Origin of the sequence: Staphylococcus ureilyticus, from assembly GCF_025558845.1 — a bacterium.
GTDB lineage: Bacteria > Bacillota > Bacilli > Staphylococcales > Staphylococcaceae > Staphylococcus > Staphylococcus ureilyticus.
Genome location: NZ_CP094825.1, coordinates 474229 through 498613, shown reverse-complemented (window position 1 = coordinate 498613; position 24385 = coordinate 474229). Strand labels below are relative to the sequence as shown.

General features: G+C 32.8%; 20 protein-coding genes. 7 read left to right on the top strand and 13 right to left on the bottom strand.

The genetic code is table 11. The features are described from left to right. Nucleotides 1-159: 159 nt before the first annotated feature. The 3 genes from MUA21_RS02315 (at nucleotide 160) to MUA21_RS02305 (ending at nucleotide 4604) form a co-directional block, all read left to right on the top strand. Nucleotides 160-1674 (top strand): peptide MFS transporter, encoded by a 1515-nt coding sequence (locus MUA21_RS02315; protein ID WP_262561730.1) that lies wholly within the window; start codon nucleotides 160-162, stop codon nucleotides 1672-1674. Between the two features lie 261 nt (nucleotides 1675-1935). After that, nucleotides 1936-3444 (top strand): peptide MFS transporter, encoded by a 1509-nt coding sequence (locus MUA21_RS02310; RefSeq protein WP_070039070.1) that lies wholly within the window; start codon nucleotides 1936-1938, stop codon nucleotides 3442-3444. 218 nt (nucleotides 3445-3662) lie between these two features. Further along, nucleotides 3663-4604, top strand: coding sequence for a diacylglycerol/lipid kinase family protein (locus tag MUA21_RS02305; RefSeq protein WP_438873800.1), 942 nt, complete (start codon nucleotides 3663-3665; stop codon nucleotides 4602-4604). 238 nt (nucleotides 4605-4842) lie between these two features. Here MUA21_RS02305 and MUA21_RS02300 read toward each other — a convergent pair whose 3' ends face one another. The 6 genes from MUA21_RS02300 to MUA21_RS02275 all read right to left on the bottom strand — a co-directional run bounded on the left by MUA21_RS02300 (nucleotide 4843) and on the right by MUA21_RS02275 (nucleotide 13297). Beyond that, the gene (locus MUA21_RS02300) at nucleotides 4843-5391 is read right to left on the bottom strand and encodes a 5' nucleotidase, NT5C type (RefSeq protein WP_107526271.1); all 549 of its coding nucleotides are present in this window, start codon (nucleotides 5389-5391) and stop codon (nucleotides 4843-4845) included. A gap of 230 nt (nucleotides 5392-5621) precedes the next feature. Further along, nucleotides 5622-6677 carry a histidinol-phosphate transaminase gene (gene hisC / locus MUA21_RS02295; protein ID WP_107526270.1) on the bottom strand — a complete coding sequence of 352 codons (1056 nt, stop codon included), beginning with the start codon at nucleotides 6675-6677 and terminating at the stop codon, nucleotides 5622-5624. Nucleotides 6678-6863: 186 nt separating this feature from the next. Continuing rightward, nucleotides 6864-8378, bottom strand: a complete 1515-nt coding sequence (locus MUA21_RS02290) for an ABC transporter permease/substrate-binding protein (protein ID WP_262561726.1) — start codon at nucleotides 8376-8378, stop codon at nucleotides 6864-6866. Continuing rightward, nucleotides 8375-9337 carry an ABC transporter ATP-binding protein gene (locus MUA21_RS02285; RefSeq protein WP_107526268.1) on the bottom strand — a complete coding sequence of 321 codons (963 nt, stop codon included), beginning with the start codon at nucleotides 9335-9337 and terminating at the stop codon, nucleotides 8375-8377. The genes MUA21_RS02290 and MUA21_RS02285 overlap by 4 nt, the downstream gene beginning before the upstream one ends. 287 nt (nucleotides 9338-9624) lie before the next feature. After that, nucleotides 9625-11403, bottom strand: a complete 1779-nt coding sequence (recQ, locus tag MUA21_RS02280; protein ID WP_262561725.1) for a DNA helicase RecQ — start codon at nucleotides 11401-11403, stop codon at nucleotides 9625-9627. Nucleotides 11404-11416: 13 nt separating this feature from the next. Then, entirely contained in the window at nucleotides 11417-13297 is a 1881-nt protein-coding gene (locus tag MUA21_RS02275; protein ID WP_064209524.1) for an ABC-F family ATP-binding cassette domain-containing protein, read from the bottom strand. A gap of 112 nt (nucleotides 13298-13409) precedes the next feature. On the opposite strand from MUA21_RS02275, the gene MUA21_RS02270 reads away from it, so the two are divergent. Then, entirely contained in the window at nucleotides 13410-14228 is an 819-nt protein-coding gene (locus MUA21_RS02270) for a ZIP family metal transporter (RefSeq protein WP_046207395.1), read from the top strand. Nucleotides 14229-14749: 521 nt separating this feature from the next. On the opposite strand, the gene ltaS is transcribed toward MUA21_RS02270, so the two are convergent. From ltaS to MUA21_RS02235, 7 genes are all read right to left on the bottom strand, one after another. Continuing rightward, the gene (gene ltaS / locus MUA21_RS02265) at nucleotides 14750-16690 is read right to left on the bottom strand and encodes a polyglycerol-phosphate lipoteichoic acid synthase LtaS (RefSeq protein ID WP_046207394.1); all 1941 of its coding nucleotides are present in this window, start codon (nucleotides 16688-16690) and stop codon (nucleotides 14750-14752) included. A gap of 1081 nt (nucleotides 16691-17771) precedes the next feature. After that, a complete protein-coding gene (locus MUA21_RS02260) occupies nucleotides 17772-18776 on the bottom strand; it encodes a 5-oxoprolinase subunit C family protein (RefSeq protein WP_262561722.1) in 1005 nt (334 codons plus the stop codon). Further along, nucleotides 18764-19471 carry a 5-oxoprolinase subunit B family protein gene (locus MUA21_RS02255; RefSeq protein WP_107526267.1) on the bottom strand — a complete coding sequence of 236 codons (708 nt, stop codon included), beginning with the start codon at nucleotides 19469-19471 and terminating at the stop codon, nucleotides 18764-18766. The genes MUA21_RS02260 and MUA21_RS02255 overlap by 13 nt, the downstream gene beginning before the upstream one ends. Before the next feature lie 22 nt (nucleotides 19472-19493). Next, nucleotides 19494-19697: a hypothetical protein gene (locus tag MUA21_RS02250; RefSeq protein WP_071562148.1), complete on the bottom strand. Its 204-nt coding sequence runs from the start codon at nucleotides 19695-19697 to the stop codon at nucleotides 19494-19496. A 197-nt stretch (nucleotides 19698-19894) separates the two neighbouring features. Then, entirely contained in the window at nucleotides 19895-20503 is a 609-nt protein-coding gene (locus tag MUA21_RS02245) for an aminotransferase class IV (protein WP_262561720.1), read from the bottom strand. Further along, entirely contained in the window at nucleotides 20503-21642 is a 1140-nt protein-coding gene (locus tag MUA21_RS02240; RefSeq protein ID WP_046207390.1) for a chorismate-binding protein, read from the bottom strand. The genes MUA21_RS02245 and MUA21_RS02240 overlap by 1 nt, the downstream gene beginning before the upstream one ends. Next, the gene (locus MUA21_RS02235) at nucleotides 21626-22219 is read right to left on the bottom strand and encodes an anthranilate synthase component II (protein WP_262561719.1); all 594 of its coding nucleotides are present in this window, start codon (nucleotides 22217-22219) and stop codon (nucleotides 21626-21628) included. Before MUA21_RS02235 ends, MUA21_RS02240 begins: the two co-directional genes overlap by 17 nt. 250 nt (nucleotides 22220-22469) lie before the next feature. Between MUA21_RS02235 and queC the strand changes: the two genes are divergently transcribed. The 3 genes from queC to queE are packed head-to-tail and all read left to right on the top strand — an operon-like array spanning nucleotide 22470 to nucleotide 24277. Then, complete coding sequence (gene queC, locus MUA21_RS02230; protein ID WP_046207388.1) at nucleotides 22470-23141, top strand: 7-cyano-7-deazaguanine synthase QueC; 672 nt, start codon at nucleotides 22470-22472, stop codon at nucleotides 23139-23141. Between the two features lies 1 nt (nucleotide 23142). Then, nucleotides 23143-23568: a 6-carboxytetrahydropterin synthase QueD gene (queD, locus tag MUA21_RS02225; protein WP_262561718.1), complete on the top strand. Its 426-nt coding sequence runs from the start codon at nucleotides 23143-23145 to the stop codon at nucleotides 23566-23568. Continuing rightward, nucleotides 23561-24277 (top strand): 7-carboxy-7-deazaguanine synthase QueE, encoded by a 717-nt coding sequence (gene queE, locus MUA21_RS02220; protein ID WP_262561717.1) that lies wholly within the window; start codon nucleotides 23561-23563, stop codon nucleotides 24275-24277. Before queD ends, queE begins: the two co-directional genes overlap by 8 nt. Nucleotides 24278-24385: the final 108 nt, after the last annotated feature.

Here is a 24385-nt window from a genome sequence, read left to right as displayed (position 1 = left end):
AAAGTTGTTAAGTCTCGTTCGATAAAGGCTTAACAGCTTTTTTTATTAAAATATTTTATTTTTGTATTTTTGAATGTATTTTATATTAAATCAATTCATACTTGTTAAATTATGAGATACAGTATAAAATATATCCAACCGTTAAAGGGGAGGGAAATTATGAAAAGATCGAATTATACACATGAAGAAATTATTAAAGACATCCCAAACAAAGGTTTCTTTGGGCATCCAAAAGGACTAAGCACTTTATTCTTCACTGAATTTTGGGAGAGATTCAGTTATTATGGTATGAAAGCCATTTTAATTTTTTACTTATATTATGCCGTGGCTGATGGAGGCTTTGGATTGCCGCAAAGTGTTGCCATGCAAATTGTCGCAATCTACGGTACTTTAATTTATATGTCAGGTATCATCGGAGGATGGATTGCAGATAGAATCACTGGTACACAAGATGCAGTTTTCTATGGTGGATTCCTCATTATGATTGGACATATTTTACTTTCGTTACCAAACAATTTAACACTTGTACTAATTGCACTTGGTGTTATTATCGCTGGTACAGGGTTATTAAAACCAAATATTTCTACAACAGTAGGAGAATTATACGAACGTAACGATGTTAGAAGAGATGCAGCTTTTACGTTATTCTATATGGGAATTAATTTAGGTAGTATATTTGCACCACTACTTACAGGCTATCTACAAACAAGAATCAGTTTCCACGCAGGTTTCTTAGCAGCAGCAATCGGTATGTTCTGTGGATTAGTCGTTTATATTTTAAAACGTAAAAAATATCTTGGCCTTGCAGGTCGTAATGTGCCAAATCCATTAACAAAACCAGAAATCAAAAAATTCACTTTAATCACTGTTGGCGTCATTGTTTTATTTTTAATCTATTTATTTATTTTACATTTAAATAATGCACTTACATTAGGAAACTTTAGTCTTTTAATCACAATTTTAGGAATCGTACTACCTATATACATATTTATTAATATGATTGTGAGCAAAGATGTTACAAAAGATGAACGTTCACGAGTCTACAGTTACGTACCTTTATATATCACATCTGTGGCATTTTGGATGATTCAAGAGCAAGGTTCAACGATACTTGCGACGTTTGCAGATACAAAAACTCAATTAGAAATGAAAACATTAACCAATGGTTTAATTGATTTTTCAATTCCTGCTTCTTGGGCACAATCATTAAATCCAGTATTCATTGTGATACTTGCACCAGTATTTGCAACTTTATGGATGAAACTAGGAAAACATAATCCACCAACAGTTCATAAATTTGCTTTTGGAGCTATCATTGCAGGCCTTTCATATTTAGTGATGATTATTCCGTTAGCATCAGGAAATGAGTTGATTAATCCTCTATGGCTTGTACTAAGCTTCTTATTAATATCAATTGGTGAATTGTGTATATCACCTGTTGGTTTATCAACAACTACAAAACTTGCACCACTGACATTTACTGCACGTATGATGAGTTTATGGATGTTAAGTAACGCAACTGCACAGGGTCTTAATGCCCAGCTTGTAGTTGTATATACAAAAATGAATCAAAGTGATTACTTTATGTACTCAGGATTAGTAGCAGTCGTTATTGGGGTTATACTCTTAATCATTTCACCAAAAGTAAAACGTGCGATGAAAGGTGTATATTAATTGCTTAAATTATGATATTTCTAAGTGAGCAATATAGAAATCTTTGAAATCAGATTTCTATATTGCTTTTTTTGTATAATAATACACTGCCACCCATTTAAATATAAATAAATAAAGATTTATGCTTATATAAATTGAAAATAAATCAGAATATTTCGAATATTGTTGTTTTAAGAATATTATTGAAATTTAATTTAATTAAGCGTAAAATCATTTTTATACATTCTTATAGGGAGTATTGAAAGGACGGGGAATGTTTTTATGCAAAATCAAGATAAAGCCCATGAACAAGCGGTTCAATCCATCCCACAAAAAGGATTTTTTGGACACCCTAAAGGGCTAGGCGTATTATTCTTTGTTGAATTTTGGGAGAGGTTCAGCTATTACGGTATGCGTGCCTTACTCATTTTCTACATGTATTTCGCTATTAAAGATGGTGGACTCGGCATGGATAAAAGTACTGCTCAGTCAATTATGGCAGTATACGGGGCACTGATATACATGACATCTGTACTCGGCGGATGGATTTCCGATAGAATTACAGGGACACGCGGAGCAACGTTTTACGGTGGTGTTCTAATCATTATTGGACATATCTTCTTAAGTTTACCTTTAGATATCATAGGATTATTTATTTCTATGTTCTTTATTATTGTAGGTTCTGGTTTAATGAAGCCAAGCATTTCAAATATTGTTGGTAGATTATATCCCGATAGAGATACACGAATAGATGCTGGTTTTGTTATATTCTATATGTCGGTTAACTTAGGCGGATTAATTTCACCTATTATTCTAGATCGCTTTGTACATACAGGTAACTTCCACGGCGGGTTCTTAATCGCTGCCATTGGTATGGCGCTTGGACTTGTTTGGTATATATTTTTCAATAAAAGAAATTTAGGTCAAATTGGAACAAAACCAACTAACCCATTGAATAAAAGCGAGAAGAAAAAATATGGTATTTTATTTGCTGCAATCATTGTAATCATTGCAGTTGTATTATTAATTACTGGCTTAACAGGCACATTATCATTTAATTTAGTTAGTACAACAGTACTTATACTAGGGATTGCCTTACCAATCGTATATTTCACAATTATGATTCGAAGTAAAGAAGTCACAGATGATGAACGCTCAAGAGTAATCGCATTTATACCGCTATTTATACTTGGCGTAATTTTCTGGTCTATTCAAGAACAAGGTGCTAACGTTCTTAATCTCTTTGCATTTGAAAGCAGTGACATGAAATTAAATCTATTTGGGTGGAAAACAGATTTCGGCCCTACACTCTTCCAGTCGATAAATCCGTTATTTATTGTATTGTTAGCGCCAGTGGTTTCATTGATTTGGGCCAAAATGGCTCGACGTCAACCAAGCATAGCAACAAAATTTGTTCTAGGCGCAATATTAGCAGGTGCTTCTTACATAATGATTGGCTCTATTGGACATTCAGCTGGCGGAGCAGACATTAGTGTCAACTGGGTTATTTTGTCTTATATTATTTGTGTTATCGGTGAACTCTGTTTATCACCTACAGGTAACAGTGCAGCAGTTAAACTCGCACCAAAAGCTTTCAACACACAAATGATGAGTTTATGGTTATTAACAAATGCCTGTGCGCAAGCTATAAATGGTACTTTAGTGAAGCTCATTGAGCCTCTGGGACACAAAAATTATTTCCTATTTTTAGGAAGTATTGCAATTGTAGTTAGTTTGATTGTTTTAGCATTTGTACCAAAAATCGTCAAAGGTATGCGTGGCATTAAATAGCATACGTATCAAGCCCACTTCTCACTTTATTGAGTAAGTGGGTTTTTTCATGCGCTAAAGGTCAGATAAACATTATCTTATTCATCCTTGCGAAAAATTGTCACAGCAAAAAATTTAAAAATGAAGTAAATGCCACCAACTCTTCCTATATAATTATAACTATGAAAATATGGGTAAAGTGAATAAGCAACAAAATTTAAAAGAATATGGTGAAAAAATTGGAAAATACTAAATTCAAACACGGTGTCTTATTTTATCATGAATACAGTGGTATTAAAGATATATATCGAGGACTTGGAGATGTGGCAGCTTCCTTAACTACATTTTGTAAACATCTGTCGCTCCAACTAAGTGAAGACGAAGGTGATATTATAAGATTTTGTCAGAAGATTAAAGACCAAAGTTATAGTGACGATGTAGATATCATTTTCCTACTTGGTGGCGATGGTACTGTCAATGAATTAATCAATGGCATAATGCAACATGAATTGAATATCCCTATTGGTATTATTCCAGGTGGCACATTTAATGATTTTGTTAAAACATTAAACCTGAGTCCACGTCATAAAATAGCCAGTCAACAACTTATTCAATCAGAGTTGCAGTCTTATGATGTTATGAAAATCAATGATCAATACGCACTAAACTTTGCTGGATTGGGGCTCATTGTTCAAAATGCAGAAAATGTTCAAAACGGTAATAAGGACATCTTCGGCAAATTGAGTTACGTAGGATCTACGGTTAAAACTTTGCTTAATCCGGAGCATTTTGATTATCAATTAACCGTTGACGGTAAAGTTATTGATGGTAATACTGCAATGCTCGTTGTTGCAAATGGGTCATTTATAGGAGGCAGTCGCATACCTTTAACAGACCTTTCACCTAGTGATGGTTATCTGAATTTATTTATTTTTAAAGAACACAGTTCGAGTGTATTGAGTGATATATTTAAACAAAGAGATAGCATGAACTGGAACCATATGACAAACGGTATTCAGCATTTATTATCTAAAGATATCAAAATAGAGACCACACCGGAAATGAAGGTGGACATCGACGGAGAAATTGCATTAAAAACACCTATCCATATTGAAGTCATACCTGAAGCAATACAAATTTTAACGTTACCTGAAAATACGCCTGATAATGAATATGAATAAATACACTATATATAATGTTTACTAAATAAAATCTTATTAAAAAGGACTAATCCACGTACACAATGGATTAGTCCTTTTGATATAGCGTTTAGAAATGTTTACTCACTTAAAGTATAAATAGGTACACTTGAACTTATCGCCCGCTCACTCATGGATTTTCAAGATTCTGCACATTTTAAGTATAGCATCATTAAAATTACATATTTAAACACACAAAGATACGTTCATGTCATTAAATTTATATATCATAATCACGGTCACCTAAGAAATACTTTTCAACATCATACCAGTCATCTACACGTGTAAAACGATCATCGTTTACATTATGAGACGCAGTATACATAATTGACTTACCTGTAAATATAGCTAACTGACGAGGGTTGTCATCTATGAGATAGTCTGCATTTACGATATCTTTACGTCCACAAAAAACAAAGTGCTGTGGATCTAAAAATGGAAAATACTCTCTTAACCATTCATATTTATCATGAAATGATGTAGGAACATCCATTGCAGCAGTAGCAATATAAACATCATAGTATTCAGTTAATTTTTTCACAACTTCTTGAGCATGTGCCATCACTTTTAATTTTTTGAAAAAACCTGGTTCGCGTAAAATTTCATGCAATAAGCCATCATGTTCGGGCATTGCGTGACGTAATTTTTTACCGTCCAACATATCATAGGTTATACCTAAATCTGTACGTTTGTTCACATCTTCAATCAGTGCACCTACTGTATCAGCAAGTACTTCGTCCATATCAATAGCAATTGATTTTCTAGTCATCTCATACTCTACTCCCTTTTAAGTTCTCATTCACTAACAATGATCACGCATGATTACATTAATCATCTGACAACATGACCCTGTTTATCATTATTAGTATAGCAAAAAACGTTCAATGAAACCAAAATTATACATAAGCCTATCATAATATACTATATAAATTAAATATTTTTATTATATAGTTCAAGCTTTATACATTTTAATTTATTGAACGTTATAGATGATGTTTGTTATAAATCAAAGTTATTTAATACTTCGATCATTTTATCATTTTGCTCAGGGAAGCCAATCGTAATTCTGACACCATTCGGAAATTCTCTTGTAATGCACCCCTGTTTTAACAATGCTTCATACAATTCGTGAGGTCGTGATGTATTCACAAAAATGAAGTTCGTTTGGCTTGGATTTAATTTAGGACTACTAACTGAATCAAAGAATTTTGCTCTTTCTCGAGCATTTTTTTCACGAATAGAATCTAAATACGCTTGATCTTCTAATGCAGCAAGTGCAGCATGTTCTGATAAACGCCCTACATTAAATGGTGGTCGTATAATATTCCACTTTTCAATTGCTTCTTGAGCAGCGACCACATATCCAATACGCATACCTGCTAATCCATATGCTTTAGAGAACGTTCTAAGTAAGAAAGCATTGGAAAATTGCTCTTGTAGTGCTAATGAATTTGGAAAGTCTTCAGCTGTCACGAATTCAACATAGGCTTCATCTATAATTACTGGTATTTCTTGAGGCACACGTGACAAGAAACGTTGCAATTCATCATGTGTAAAATATGTGCCAGTAGGATTATTAGGGTTACATAGCCATACAAGTTTAGTGTTATCATCAACTTCAGAAAGTATGCCTTCTAAATCAAACCCACCATCTTTTAGTGGTACCTGAACAACATCTGCTGCTTCTACTATGGCATTATGATAATACTGACCAAAAGTCATTTCACTTGTAACAATTTTATCTCCTTCAGTTAAAACAGCACGTGAAATCATTAATATCACTTCATCTAATCCTGCACCGAATAAAATACGTGCTGGATCAACATTCAAATGCTCACTTATTGCTTCTTTAATTAACGGAGAACCCGTTTCAGGATAAAATTGCAATTCATCTAAATGCTGCGTGATTGCGTCTTTCACTTTAGGTGACGGTCCATATAAATTTTCATTAGAAGCTAATTTATAAAGTTCACCCTCAATCCCGTATTGTTCTTTTAGTGCTCTTGGTGATAAGCCTGGTTGATATGCTGATAATTGTTCTATTTGTTTTTTCATTGTTGATTCGGGCCTCCTTAAATTTACAGAAATTTCAAAACTTAGTAACCATTATATACCTTATTTCCATTGAAAATCAATGTAACTTTTTTGAAGTGAGAATTTAATCAAATATAAATACGAGTTCAACTTAATGTGTGCTTTAACATAGTAAAACACATTGTTAAACTCGTATTGTCTTATGAATTAATCAATTAAATTATGTTTTTCTAAATAGTTTTTAGCTACCTCATAAGGATCTTGTTTTTTCACTGTAACTTCATAATTCATTTGTTGCATATCTTCATCAGATATCTTACCTGCTAATTTGTTAAGTGGTGCTTTGATTTCAGGATGTTCCTTTAAATATGATGTTTTAAACATAGGTGCACCTTGATATGGTGGGAATACCTTTTTATCATCTTCTAAAACAACCATATCGTATTGTTTTAATTCGGCATCTGTTGAATATGCGTCAATTAAGTTAATATCTCCGCTTTCAACTGCTTGATATCTTAATTTCGGCTCCATCGTCTTAACTTCTCCAAAATCTAAATCATATGCTTTTTTAACAGCTGGATAACCATCACCACGATCATTAAACTCTAATGTGAAACCTGGCTTAATTTGGTCACTTACTTTGTTTAAGTCACCTATCGTTTTAAGGTTATGTTTTTTCGCAAAATCTTTTTTAACTGCCAATGAATAAGTATTGTTATATTTCATTGGTTTTAACATAGTCATATCGTATTTATCTTCTAAACTTGATTTTGCTTGTTGATATACCTTATTTTCTTGTTTAGATTTCAAATCTTCCTTTGTTAACTCTCCAAGTACAGTACCTGTAAACTCAAGGTAGCCATCTATATCGTCAGATTTCAAAGCATTAAATAGGAATGAAGTTTTCCCCATGCCGTCTTTAACATCTACTGTATCATCTGTTTCTTCTTCAATTAAAATTTTATACATATTTGTAATTACAGATGGTTCTGACCCAAGTTTACCTGCTAATGTAATTTTATCTCCTTTTTGAGCAAACATTGGTCCAATAATCACTAATAGCAGAATTATAATAATTGCACCTAGAGAAATAAGTAACTTTTTATAGGACAGCTTTTGCATATACCGTAAAACTAAATCAAAAAGAATTGCTAATAAAGCTGCGGGAATCGCTCCAATAATGATCAATGATGTGTCATTTCTATCTATACCTAAAAGAATCAAATCACCAAGACCACCAGCACCAATTAAAGCTGCTAATGTAGCAGTCCCTATAATCAATACCATAGCTGTTCTAATACCTGCCATAATTACTGGCATAGCTATGGGTAATTCCACTTTCGTTAATCTTCTTCCTGGCTTCATACCGATACCCTTAGCTGCCTCAATTAATGAGCTATCCACTTCATTGATACCAGTGTATGTGTTTCTTAATATCGGTAATAATGCATACACTACTAACGCAATCACTGCTGGTACCTTACCAATACCAAACAGTGGTATCATCAAACCAAGCAATGCTAATGATGGTATTGTCTGTAGTACTGCCGCAATATTCATCACAATTTCAGAAATCTTACGTGTCTTCGTGAGCAAAATACCTAATGGTACTCCAATTATTGCAGCAATGAGCAATGCAATAAATGATATTTGGATATGCTCAAATATCGTAGTTAACAATTGTCCCTTTCGACCTGAAAGTGTATTTATTAATTCATTCATCTTTGACCACCCCTTGTATGCTCGGATAGATATTTAAACATATCTTCGCGTTTAAGCACATGTTGAGTAGCAGTCGATTCATCATTAATAATGATAGCATCATGATTAGCTAAATCACTATAAATGTTTTTAATAGAGACGTCGCTGTTAACAATAGGATAGCCTTTGGTAGCTGCCTGTTCATCAATCGTTAATTCTCCAATAAGTTCTGATAGTTTAATATCTTTTTCTATTTTAAGTGATTTATCCCCAACAAATTGTTTTACAAAATCACTTTTAGGATGATTAACCATATTTTCAGGTGTATCTATTTGCTCTACATGTCCTTTGTTTAATAGACAAATTCTGTCAGCAAGTTTCATCGCTTCTTGTATATCATGTGTTACAAAAACGATTGTTTTCTTTATTTTTTGCTGTAATGCTATTAAATCATCTTGTAGTTTTTCTCGACTGATTGGATCTAATGCACTGAAAGGTTCGTCCATCAATATAACTGGTGGGTCTGCGGCTAATGCACGCACCACACCAACACGTTGTTGTTGCCCACCTGATAGTTCATCTGGTTTTCTATCTTTAAAAAGTTCTGGCTCTAAGCCAACCATATTTAACAACTCATCTATACGTTCATCAATATCCACGTCTTTCCATTTTTTCATTTGTGGTACTTGTGCAATATTTTCTTTTATTGTTAAATGTGGAAATAATGCAATTTGTTGCAAGACATAACCAATATCCCAACGCATTTCATATACTGGATAGTCACTAATTGGTTTACCTTTAAAATAAATAAACCCCTCTGTTAATGAAATTAAACGATTAATCATTTTTAATGTCGTTGTTTTACCACAACCTGAAGGTCCGATTAAAACAAAAAACTCACCTTCTTTTATATTAAAGCTAAGATCATCTACAGCCTTTTTATCCCCATAACGTTTGATTACATTTTTAAATTCTATCAATTTTTCACCCTCACTCTTTTCATTGCCTTTACTATCACTTAAAAAAATTCACATAGTTAACACATAACCGATTTATGTATCATTTAACCCTTTTGAACATAGTTAGATAAAACAAAAACGAAGTTAATTGAAACCGATCAATATCACTATTACATTTGTACTTGTATAGTATATTAATAGTTGTCAAATTAACTTCGTATTTATCGCAATTATTTCAATGTAAAATACTAATACCGTTAAAATTAAGTATATGAGATTATATATTCTAAAAACAATTATTTGCTCAACTAAATTTGAGCTTTATAAGATTGTATTGTTTCTAAAAATATTGGACAGTAGTGTTTTAATTTATAACTTCCGACACCATCAATTAAGATCATATCTTGCTTTGATTCTGGTTTTCTCTTGGCAAATTCTTCCAAAGTAAAATCTGAAAAAATACTTACTGGTGGAATAGTTAATTTTTCACTTAATTGTTTACGCACGGCAACTAATTCATCAAATAAGGCACGGTCTACGCCTTCTACGGTATTGATGTTAACTTTTTCTTTTGATTTACGTTTAAATGGTGTTGTATAAATTGAAATTTGATTATTTAGCAATTCCTTTACAGATACATCGCAAATCAATATTTCATCATGCTCATTTAAAAATCCTTTAAATCGCAATTCATCCATAAGATGACTGAGTTCAGATGTCGTATAGTTTTTCATAATGCCATGTGTGGACAATTGATTATAATCACAATAGTGAATATAATCAGAGTCTTCACCCCTTAAAACTTGAATAATGACACTATAACTTTCTTGCTGTTTCATACGTGCAATACAACTTACGATCATTTTCGCTTCGTTCGTCATGTCATATGTTTTATTTTCTCTAACACAATTACTACATTGCTCACACTCTTCTAGTTTTTCATTGGGTTCAAAATAATGTACGAGTGTTGCTTCTAGACACTTTTTAGTTTTCGTATATAGTAGCATTTTATTCAATTTTTCACCCATTTTTTCTTTGTAATCATCGTCTGCTTTTGAAGATGAAATAAAATATTGGTGTAAACCAATGTCTCTATCACTGAATAAAAGGATGCAATCACTTTTCAGTCCATCACGACCTGCACGACCCGCTTCTTGATAATACGATTCTAAATCACCAGGCATGTTATAGTGAATCACAAAGCGCACATTAGATTTATCAATCCCCATACCGAATGCATTCGTTGCAACTACGACACGCACACGATCATATACAAAATCATTTTGAGCTGCTTCCCGCTCTTTATTGGATAAACCAGCATGATATATTGTGCTGCTAATTTTATTGTTTTCTAATGCTTCATGTAGTTCTTCTACTTGTTTACGTGTCGAACAATATATAATGCCTGCTTCTTTTTGATGATCTTTAACATATTCTAATACGAACTTTTGACGCTGATACGTTGGATTAACTTGAAATATTAAATTTCGTCGTTTCGTACTTGTTTTAATTTCATCGTGTTTATCGATGTTTAAGCGATCCATAATATCTTTTTGTACTTCGATTGTTGCTGTTGCTGTTAATGCTACAATTGAAAAATCTTGTGGTAGTGCAAAAACTTTATGGATGACTTCCTGATAACTTGGTCTAAAATCATGTCCCCATTTTGAAATACAATGGGCTTCATCAAACGCAACTAAGTGTATATCTAACTGCTGTAATAAGCGCATAAAATTGGCATTATCAAAACGTTCTGGTGCAACATATAAAAATTGGATTTCCCCACTTTTCAGTTGTGTTTGAATATCTTTTTGTTGCTTTTGTGTCAAACTACTATTTAAATATGCTGCGCGAATCCCCATGGCCTTCAATTGATCAACTTGATCTTTCATAAGTGAAATTAATGGGCTGATTACGATTGTGGTACCACCTAGCATTAATCCCGGCACTTGATAACAAATTGATTTTCCCCCACCAGTTGGTAAAACGCCAAGCACATTATGATGATCCATTACTTTAGTTATTATTTCTTTTTGACCTGGACGGAATGTGTCATAGCCAAAATAATGTGATAATGTTGCTTCCATGTTATATAATCCCTCATTGTTCTTTTAATTCTTCAAGCTCGCTCCATCTTGTTATATCATCTTCATACAACGTATTAAGATTTTGTTGTTCTTCATTTAATTCTTTGACTTTAGCGTAATCAGAACTTGCTTCAACCATTTCTTGTTCGATCTCTTCTAATCTATGTTCGGTTGTTTCAATACGCGCAATAATTGTTTCATATTCTTGTTTTTCTTTATATGATAGACCCTTTTTCTTTTTCTTTGCATATGTTGGTTTCACTTTTGATTGTTGCTTTTCTTGCATTTGGCGTTTATCTATCTCTTTTTTATATGCTTCATAGTCATCAAAACTTCCTATAATACGTTCTAATTTGCCATCATGAATATACCAATATTCTTGAGCAACTTTATTTAAAAAATATCTATCATGACTCACCGTGATGACTGTACCACCAAAAGTAGCGATATAATCTTCTAAAATGGTTAAAGTTTCTGTATCCAAGTCATTCGTCGGTTCATCTAATAATAGAACATTAGGTTGATGTACTAATAATTTTAATAGATACAATCTTTTTTGTTCTCCACCAGATAATTTATACACCTTTTTTCCATGCGTTGCACTAGGGAATAAAAAGCGTTCTAACAACTGTGTAACAGAAACAGCAGTTCCATCTTTTTCTTTAGCTACTTCACTTTCTTCACGCAAGTAATCGATCATTCTGATGTCTCGATCTAAGCGCGCTTCTGTCTGTCTGAAGTAAGCAATTTTAACAGTTTGACCAACTTTCAATGCCCCTTCGAACGCTTGGTCATCACCATTCAAAATATTCAGTAATGTTGTTTTACCGGCGCCATTTGGTCCAACGATACCAATTTGTTGTCCATTTTGTATAATTTCTGTGATGTGTTCAAACAATACCTTATCGCCGATGTGTTTTGACACGTTTTCAAGTTCAAAAACTTGTTTACCTAAACGTGAATATGCAAGATTTAAAGAAGCTTTATCTTGTTGTTGTTGATTTTTTACATCATGTTCTAAATCTTTAAATCTATTTTTTCGTGCTTGTTGTTTAGTAGAACGTGCTTTAACTCCTGCACGCATCCAAGCTAATTCTTGTTTATATAATGCACGTTGTTTCGCTTGTTGTTTTTGCTCTACGACTTCATTTTCAGCGCGTTGTGCGATGTAATCTTCATAATTACCGGGATAAGTAGTTAATTTCCCACGATCTAATTCAATAATACGAGATGATACTTCATTTAAAAAATAACGATCATGAGTTACGAACAGCACTGTATGTGGGTATTGTTTAACATAATTAATTAGCCAACTAATTGACTCAAAATCTAAATGGTTCGTAGGTTCATCCAAGAGTAATAAATCTGGTTGCTCTATAAGTGTTTTAGCAAGACCAACTCGTTTTTGTTGGCCACCCGAAAGTTCTCTCACTTTTTTAGTCGTATCATTGATGCCTAGCTTTGATAAAATAGTTTTGATTTCAGCACTATAATCCCAAGCTTGATATGTATCCATTGCTTCTTGTGCTTGCATCATCTGTTGAAAATCTGTCTCATTCTGTGTCTCACTATATTTTGTTACAGCAGCTTCATATGAACGTATCACTTGAAGTGTCTTTGTCTCTGACGTTAATACCGCTTCAAAAACCGTTAAATTTTCTTCGAATTCTTGCTTTTGAGACGAATAACGTATGCGATATGCATTAGGATGTGAAACCTCTGCCTCGAAGTCTTCATCCAAACCAGCGATTACCTTTAACAAAGTACTTTTGCCTGTACCATTAATACCTACAAGACCTATTTTTTCTCCTTCAGAAATAGACAGATGCAAATCATCAAAAATGATTTTATCTGCATATGATTTATGTAAATGTTCAATTTTGTAGGCTTCCATCGTCCAACATCCTTTTTAATATCGAAAATTATAATTAATTCTGTTAAACTTAATTTCAGTTCTATATATTATACACCTTTTTGAACTCAAATGATACAAGGGAGCGTAGCTTATGTCAGATTTTTTTCAAGACTTACCTCCTTTTATCCAAGCACTCATCGCCGGTATCATCACTTGGTTGTTGACTGCATTAGGGGCTGCTGCAGTTTTTATATTTAAAAGAGTTAATGATAAAATACTGAACTCAATGCAAGGTTTTGCTGCAGGCATAATGATTGCTGCCAGTTTCTGGTCTCTATTACAACCATCTATTGATTATGGTTCAGGTTCATCTATTGCATGGTTACCAGCAGCAATAGGTTTTTTATTGGGCGGTTTTTTTATACGCGCGTTAGATTTAATTATCCCACACATTCACCCAAACACCCAAGACACTAACCAATACCAAGAAGGTGTAGGAACAAAAAAGCTCAATAAAAATACATTACTTGTATTGGCTATTACACTCCATAACATACCAGAGGGGCTTTCTATTGGTGTAGCATTTGGTGGTGTAGTAGCCGGTAATGGACAAGCCACTTTCTTAGGCGCACTTGGTTTGGCAATTGGTATCGGGATTCAAAATATTCCCGAAGGTGCTGCGCTTTCTATGCCTATCAGAGCAGCAGGGGCTTCAAGATGGAAAGCTTTTAATTATGGTCAAGCATCTGCAATTGTTGAGCCCATATTTGCTACTATAGGTGCTGCTGCAGTACTGTTCATTACACCTATGTTACCATACGCACTCGCCTTTGCCGCTGGAGCGATGATATTTGTAGTTGTAGAAGAACTTATACCAGACTCTCAAGCTAGTAATAATACTGATTTAGCAACATTAAGTTTAATGCTAGGTTTTACTATCATGATGATTTTAGACGTTGCACTTGGATAAAAGGTAAAAGAAAAAGAAATAACTTGAATCCATTTTTTAAATAAAAAAATGATGAAGCCGAGACAATCGTCTCAAGTTCAAAACAAAGATTTTGGGGTAAATACAAGAAAAATAGCACTCAGATGATTTAATTCAATTCATCTGAGTGCTTCTATTTTTTCAATACTTCATATTGGTGATTCAATTTCTTAGGGGAACAGCTTCAGCCTGTAGTCTTCAGCTTCTCCTATTCACTCAAGCGTCTCGCCAAAATACGTCACATTTGTCCAAGAACTAAATGTCTCAAACAATCTCATTTTGAGAATGGGGATTTATGTTCTAGCCTTTTTAGCATTCTTTTTTATAATGTGCATGTTTGCTCTGGATATGTACTAATCTGCTATCCTACCCTGCTTAAAGTTCATTCATATTAAATAATTTAATACAATCATCATGCGCATCATAAAATACCATTCAATACACTTACATATATATAAAAGCCCTAATCCATTTTAAATAATGGATTAGGGCTAAAGTATTAATTATTTTTTCTCTTGTCCTTGTGGACCTGTTTCATATTTATAGTTTGATGGTTTCACTTTATCAAAGTCAGGGTTATCATAAAATCTCAATAAATCACCATTTAGGACGTCATCACTCATTTGCAAGTCTTTTTCAGCTTGTTGTTTGCGTTTATCAAAATCGCTTGGTTTTTCTGTAACTGGCTCATTATTTTTATTATCATATATTCTACCATTTACATATTTGTAATCTTTCGTTACAAAGTCACCATTTCTAAACGGTACTGTGTCATTATGATCTTTTGACAATAAGTCTGTACCCATCATGAGATAATTTTTAGTATCAATACCCATTAAATGTAATAATGTTGGCATTACATCTGCTTGTCCAGCATAAGTTTTATCAACAGTACCTTCTTTACCAGGTATTTTCAACCAGAAGCCTGTTCGGTTTAAATCTGTAAACTTAGCTGGTGTAATGTCTTCACCTAATAATTTTTCCATCGCTTTATTATGGTTTTCAGAAATACCATAATGGTCACCATAAATCATAATAACGGAATCATCATAGATACCTTTTTTCTTCAATTCATTTACAAACTGTTCTAACGATTCGTCTAAATATCTCGCTGTCTGAACATAACCGTCAACTGTTGAATCACCAGTATTTGGTTTATCAATTGATGCATCTTCTGGAGATAATGTAAATGGATAATGGTTTGTTAGCGTTATTAAGTGACTATAGAAAGGTTCTTTTTCCTTCGCTAAATAATCAGCTGATTCATCAAAGAATTCTTTATCTTTCAGACCTAAGTTCTCTTGGTTTTCTTCTGACATATCAAAATATGTTGCATCATAAAACTTATCTACACCAAAATGTTTGTATACTTGGTCACGGTTCCAGAAAGTTTTATAATCACCGTGCATTACGCTAGATGTGTATCCTTGTTGTTGATGCATAATAGCTGGCAATGATTGGTACGTGTTATCCCCTTTAAGTGAGAATGCCGAACCTTGTGGTAAACCATATAAACTGTTATCCATAGTGAATTCTGAGTCTGAAGTTTTACCTTGTCCTGTCTGGTGGAAGAAGTTCGGATAATATCTAAAATCTTCATTACCAGAAGAAAGTTTATTTAAGAATGGTGTAACTTCCTCGCCATTTACTTTTTTGTTTATCAAGAAAGTTTGGAAACTTTCTAAGTGTATTTTAATCACATTTTTTTTCTTTGCTGCACCGAAATATTCTGGGTTTGGTTGTGTTTGTTTTTGTTTCGTATAATTTAAAACTTTTGTCAAATCATCTTCATTTGCTAACGCTTTTTGTTGATTATTTTGAATCGTTTTTACACCATCATAAACTGTGAAGTTATATGGACCTAAGTATTTCACTAAATATTTATGATCGAATGTACGCGTTAATAATTCTGGACGATCAGATTCTGCAAAAGCTAGGTTTAAGAAGAATAATGCAACAGACGCTGCCATGATTACTGGAACAAACTTCTTGCTAAACACACGCTTATCTAACCATTTTTGTTTGAAGATTAATACAAATAAATAAATGATTGTATCGATAAAGTAAACAAAGTCATACCATTTAAATGAAGCTGATACAGCGCCACCCATTGATTCAACATTTCCTACTTGATTTAATGTACTAAAAGTCAAGAAATCAGAGAAGAATCTGAAATATACAACATTTGCGTATAATAAGAAGGTTAAAATAAAACCTCCTATAAAGATAAACCAAAATGCTTTCTTACCTTTGAAGAATAAGAAAATACTCAATACTAATGCAATTAAGCTATATGGATTCATTAATAAAATTAAATTTTGAACTAACCCTTTAACACCTAAAGAAAAGTCAACATAGTATGAAAAATACGTTTTAGCAGTAACTGTTATAACAGTTAAAATAAAAAACGCAAAAAGAGTTAGTTTCTTTTTGTGTAGACTCATGTCTGTTCCCCCGATATAAATTAATAAAAGTTTGTGCTAATACCTAGCTAGATTAAATGCTTTGTACCCGTTGTTAGCGCGTAAGTGATAATTTCTACCAACATCTTTATCGTTATTTGCGAAAGTTAAAATTTAAGTTAAAAAACACGGTAACTCCTGTATTTTCTTTTAAAACACATCTTTTTTTCTTATGTCACTAATTTATTTTTATAAAGTAGCAATTTTTTATTTTCAATGAATTTTATTTGTTCTTTTGTGAAAAATTATATTTGTTGTAATATAAATTATGTTAATGCGTTTTGTTATGTTTTACATCGTTTTTACACTGCGTTCACTCTGTAATATCATTGTAATAAAACGATTATAATTCAATTAATAAATATAAAGCAATTCTTGACTAATATCAAGTAAAAACACACTTTTTTTAATTTAAAAAGCTGATTTAACCGTTTTATGAAGGTATCATTAACCTATTATGAATACGCGATTAAAATAAGGTTAAAATTTAAATTTCCTTTATAATTATACTTGTTCTATTTAATAAATTAATCAGGCCTTGGACCTATTTAAATAAAGGTTAAATTATACAGAATGACTTAAGTAATTACTAAATCTTATCATATCCGACATTCATGCTGTTGATAATAAATACGAAAGACCATAAGTAAATCTACGAAATAATTGCTATAGCTGAACGCTTTTGAATAATCATTGACCAAGTATTGTAAACATTAATTTAGAACTATATTTTACTTAAGTATTTGTCGAAAGCAACAGACATATTATAAAAATCATCCAACATAAAAAAGCAGCTTGAGATATAAATCTATAGAAACTCAAGTACTAACTCAATGAGCTAACTATAAATAAAACAATATTGAAAAAGACAATTTCTATAATATTTCAATAGAAATTGCCTTTTTTCACTTGTCCAAGACACTTTTATTTGTTCTAAGATTCTTTAGCTCAAAAGCGTCTTAATATAATAATGTTTTATAGATTAACTGATTATTAATTTTAAATACTAATGCTCTTAACATTTTGCTATACACACATACACTTCATTTACTATTAGTGTACATTATTTTAACATTTCTAATTGCATTCTATACTCGATACCATGAAACAGTTGATTCAACCAATTAGTATATTTTATTAAGTTCTTTTCGGCCGTTTCAACATCTATAAATTGAAATTTCAATTTAGTACCAGGATGTTTTTGACCTAACTTAGTTAAATGATAACTGGCAATTGTCCCTATTTGTGGATAGCTCCCTAAAGTGTAATGATCATTTAACAAAATAATTGGCGTACCATCTCTCTTAACTTGAATTGTTCCTATTTGTACAGATTGATGTGCGGGCATATCTTCATAAAATGCTTTAACAGGTTGGCCTTCGACATACATGCCTACCCTATTCGCTTTACTTGTCACTTTATGTTCCCCGTAAGTAAAACGATTTAAAGCATTTTGATTAAAATCTTCTGTTCCTTTATTTTTAATGACATGAAATACATCTGACATATAATTAAAAGAAAGCGCATAGCCATCTATACCCCAGTCAGTCTGATGTGTATGTTCAAGATTTTCAAAAAGTTTATGGTGACGTTCTGTATAATCACGTTTCATATTGATTTCGTCACCTTTTTCTAGTTTGCGCCCATGAAAACCACCAAGTTTAGACATAAAATCAGTTGAAGTAGAACCCAACCATTCATCTAGCTCGAATCCTCCACCAACGGCTAAATAGACTCTTGATGTCCGTGAAGTTTCTGTAAACTCGAGTACATCACCTTTTTCCATTAAATAAAGTTTATTGGGTAAAACTTTTAAATTAGCAGTTTTAGCTTTAAAACTGCCACCACTTAATGCAATTAAAGTCGGTTCAGTAAAACGAATACTTGCCATTCTATTGGTCATTTCTAAAGTAGCTTCATGTTTATCGTTGGCTACTAATCGATTTGCAATTTCATGTGATAATGGATCTAAAGCACCACTAGGGATTACACCATTGTGTTCATAACCGATACGCCCAAAATCTTGAAAACTTGAGAACAATCCTTCATTTTCTATTATGATTGACATGGTTTAAATCCTCCTAAATCCAATGCATCCTCTGACACAGCTTGAAATTGCACATTATCCCCTAATTTTAAAGTTGTAAAATCTGTTTGATGTGGATTAAATAATTCCACTGGTGTGTAGCCTATCACTAGCCAATCACCATAAGTATCAATTGTAGTAATACCAGTTTTCTTACCTTCTATAATCACTGATCCTGCAGGAATAAATGCTTTTTTGCCACCTGTGTGATTGACAAATAAGCGTTTATCCATCCCTGTTAAATACGGAAATCCTGGAGAATAGCCCATCATTGATACGAAAAAATTCGAATTTGTATATAATTTTACAAATTTGTCGAAATCCATTTTATAATATTTTAGCAAGGATGCTAAATCTGGTCCAAAGTCTCCACCATATACTACAGGTATTTGAATGGGTGAGGGTGTTTCTTCTACATGTTTTATCTCTAATTGAACAGATTGCAAAAGAGCCTTCATATATAAAAAAGGTGATTTTATATTGTGATGTTTAATCATATCTCTAGCATCATAACAAATCATCATATCCGACTCTGTTGGTACAATTTCTGTAATAAAAGGATAATTTTTATTAATAAGATATGTTTTTAATGCGAGTAAATCATCAGTTAAATCTTTGGAAACTTCCTTTTCTATAGAAACCACAATTGCTTGGTCACCTTGACTATATATCTTCATAAATTCACCTCATCTATTGTGTCTATCGATAAAATACATTTAATATTTGTATTAAGTAGCGTATTAATTCTTTAACTAAACCATAGATAAATATAAATTGAATAGCACATGAAATAGTGATGACTAACTTAGTAATATAATATTTATGGTGATTCATTAAATAGGTTACATACCATTTTGTAAGGCCGATTAGCGTAATAATTAATAAAATCCAAATCCATATCATTATTTTGCCTCGCTTGCTGACATTAGATTTTTAAGACGCATATAACTTTGTTTAACTTACTTCATATCTTACAGTTAAACTATATCTATGTGTAGCATATTTGATACATTCAATTATGGATATCAAACACTATCGCAATAACGTTTTAACACAATTATTAGAATTAAAATTTATATTTTTCTTATACTTTCTATATTCTATAGATTTATTGCAACATCGGCAACCTCTCTTAAACTATTTATCAGAAAAACTTGAATTTGATTTTGCCTTAACTTTTGCTTAAATGTTGCCAAACTATAATCTTTTTCTATTAATTCACCTTCATCTATTAATTCTTGTCTCTTACATCCTTTTAAAAAATCATCATTAAATACTGGCGTATAATAATGATCTCCTTCTTTGATCATAATATTTCCAATATCAAATTCTAATATTTTTCCTGATTCGTCATAAAGTAAAATGAGGTCAGTTTCATGATTATGTGCTAAATGATCTCTATTTGTCGTTTTATTCGTAAGTATGCGTTTATCTTGAATTTGAGTTAATGGTACAATTTTTGCCGTAAAGCTATCTTTTTGAGGTAATTCAGCAACTTCATATTTAAAAACGCCATTGGGATATAAAATAATTTTCACTCTATACGTTCCTGTAAAATAGTGGTTTTTAATTTCAGAAATCGTTTCATGCCATTGATCATCTTCAAATGTTATTTGGAATTGATTTGCTGAATGTTTTATCCTGTCATAATGATATCTCAACCTTGAAAATTTGCCTGAGTTTAATCGTAATGTTTCAAATAACTGCATTATAATCTCTCCAAAATTTTAGTCTTATCGATGAATTCTTGCACTTCAGATTCTGGGTTGGAATCAATGGTAATACCTGCACCAACCCCGTATACAGCTTTCCCATTAATATATTGAATTGTACGAATAGGTACATTGAAAATAGCTTTCCCATCAGGTAACAATAAACCAATAGTTCCGCAATAGCCATTTCTCGGTGTTTGCTCTAATTGTTTAATATATTTCATTGTGTTTACTTTCGGCGCGCCGGTAATTGAACCACAAGGGAAAATAGCTTCTAATACTTGCGCTAAACTCACATGGTTTGCTAACTGTCCAGTAACCATAGATGTCATTTGATACACCGTTTGATACCTTTCAATATGAAACGGTTGATATACTTTAACTGTGCCAGTGTTGGCTACTCTACTTATATCATTCCGTAATAAATCAACAATCATGACATTTTCTGCTCTATCTTTGGTAGAGTTTCTAAGTTTTTCAAAATGTGCCTTATCTTCTAATTCTGTTTCTCCTCTGGCTATTGTTCCTTTCATCGGCTTACTTAATACAATATTGGATTGATTTTTAAATGGGCCAAATTGAAAAAATAGCTCTGGGGATAATGATGCTATTTGAACTTCTTTTGTATCAATCAGAGCAGAATAATGACCATGATTTCCGCCCTGAAGTACATGATAAAGTTCAGAAATCGGTCCTTTTACGTCATCACTCAATCTGGTTGTATAATTAACTTGGTATGTATTACCTTCTACAATCGCTTTTTGCACTTGTTTAATATGATCAATCATGCGCGCATGTCTATATTGAAATTTAAAATTATATTTACGCTGATATGCCAAAGCTTGTTCATTTAAGTCATCGTGTACTGATTCAAATACATATGCAGCAGCATACACAAATATACCTTTAGGCGTTATCGTTGCTAACTGATTATTAAAATAACTTGCCGCTTCATATGGTAAGTATAACGCCACATATTTACCTTTACTTTGATGTAATTCAGCAAATCGAATGACTTCTCCAACATCCTGCATTTGATATGCTATTTTTTTACTCAAACATTCTTTAAATAGATATTGATACGTTTCGGTTTGTGTTTCATTTATATAATATTGGTAATTAAATTTTACTTGCATGATGCGCCTCCACACTTTCAATAAATAATTTAATTTGTTCGATACCATATTCACTCAAAAACGATTCAGGATGATATTGGACACCATAAATAGCACATTCTCGGTGCTCACAGGCCATAATTATTCCTTTATCATTGGTTGCTGTGACATTTAGCTCAACAGGAAATGTATGTATGTCTGCCATTAATGAATGATAACGCATTACATTAAATGATTTTGGTAAATCTTTGAAAATACCTTTACCCGTGTGGGTAATTGAAGTTGTATGGCCATGGATAGGCTTATGATTCTTTACAATACGTCCCCCAAAATAAGTAATAATTTGTTGGAATCCCAAGCATACCCCTAAAATTGGTACATTATTCATAAATTGTGTGATGACTTCATTTAAAATCGGATAATCTGACGGCGTTCCTGGTCCTGGTGATATGATAATCGCCAATGGTTTCATATCGATGAGCTTGTCTATATCAATCTCATCCGCATCAACCACTTTGATTGTCCCTGTATAACATTGTTTGAGATAGTCCACGATATTATACGTAAATGAGTCTTTATTATCGATTACAAGTAACATTGAATCACCTCATTTGTAGTTATATATTATTCTAATATAGTTATTATCCCAAATCTCAACTTGATTTTACAGCTTAAATGTATTATTCTAGTCACGGTATAAATGTAACAGAGGTTTCTAGCTGACACCCTCTATAAAAAACTAGACACTTGAACGACGTCTATCTTTTTATAGAGATAGGCGTTTTTTTATGGCGTCATCAGTTTTATATGGCAAAGCTAGCACGATATTTTAAGGAGTGTAAACTATAATGACACAACAGCCATTAAACAATAATAAAGCCATCGTAGTATTTAGCGGTGGCCAAGATAGTACAACCTGTTTATTTTGGGCAAAAAAACATTTTGATGAAGTTGTCTTAGTAACTTTTGAATATGGACAAAGGCACGATACAGAAATTCAGGTTGCAAAACAAATCGCTCAAGAACAAGCAGTCGAGCACCATATACTTGACATGTCCCTATTATCTCAACTCACTCCTAACGCATTGACACAACATGATATGGATATAAATGAAGGAGATAGTGGTATGCCAAACACGTTTGTGCCTGCACGTAACTTGCTGTTCTTATCTTTTGCTGGCGCCCTAGCATATCAGACAAATACTAAACATATTATCACGGGTGTATGTGAAACAGACTTTTCTGGCTACCCTGATTGTCGAGATAGCTTTATTAAGTCAATGAACGTTACACTTTCCCTCTCTATGGATAAAGATTTCGTTATTCACACGCCGTTAATGTGGCTGGATAAAAAACAAACGTGGGCTTTAAGCGATGAACTCGGTGTATTAGAATACGTTCGAAAGCGAACGTTAACTTGTTATAACGGGATTATTGGCGAAGGATGTGGCGAATGTCCTGCCTGTAAATTACGCGCACGCGGTCTTAATGCTTATCTAGAAGAAAAAGGAGCGAATTAATATGTTCCAACAAAATTACCCTAGTGTTAACCACAATTACCAATTTGAACTTAATAAGGATTTTAATTTTTCAGCCGCACATTATATTCCAAGTGAAGACGCTGGAAAATGCATGCGTACGCATGGACATACTTACTTTGTCAACTTAACAATCGGTGGAGATACCGTAGACCATAATGGGTTTTTAGTGAATTTTAGTGAATTGAAACAACTCGTACACGGTCAATTTGACCATCAATTATTAAATGAGTTACCTCAATTTGAGGGTAAAAGTCCTTCAACTGAAATTGTGGCACAAACAATATATGAGATAGTTCAGTCTTCATTAAACCAAAGGCCAAACAAACCACAATGCTTGCAAGTTTACGTCAGAGAAACACCAACAAGTTATGTCATATATCGACCAAAGGAGCCAAACCATGAGTAAAATACCTGTTCTTAAAATTTTTGGTCCAACGATACAAGGTGAAGGTCGTGTCATCGGCCGCAAAACCATGTTTGTACGTACAGCCGGATGTGATTACCGTTGCAGTTGGTGTGACTCTAGTTTTACATGGGATGGCAGTGCAAAAGAAGAAATACGCATGATGGATGCTACAGAAATTTATGCGCAATTATATGACATTGCAGGTGAATCATTTAATCACGTAACAATTTCAGGAGGCAATCCAGCTTTAATAAAAGGCATTCAAACATTAGTCGATTTATTCGAAGACAAAGGCATACAAAGCGCCCTAGAAACACAAGGCAGTAAATTCCAACCATGGATGACACAAATTGATGATTTAACAATTAGTCCAAAACCACCTAGCTCAATGATGAAACCAAATTTACCTATTTTAGATGATGTCATCGCTAAATGTAAGCCAGAAACACTCAATCTTAAAGTAGTTATTTTCAATGATGAGGACTTTGAATTTGCCAAAATGATTCATCATAGATATCCTAACGTGCCATTTTATTTACAAGTTGGGAATCCATACCTAGACGGAGAATATGTTGAATCTCACACAGAAAAGTTACTTTCATTATATGAAGCCCTTGTGAATCGTGTCATGGATAGTAGCGATATGAATAATGTATATGTATTACCTCAATTACATACTTTACTTTGGAGTAATAAAAAAGGTGTTTAAATTGAGTCAATGAACCGGTTCGTTGTATAATGCTCTTTGTCTATACAATAAACCGGTTTTTACTTTGTACATAAAACATAGCAATGATTGTCACTGTAAATATAATTA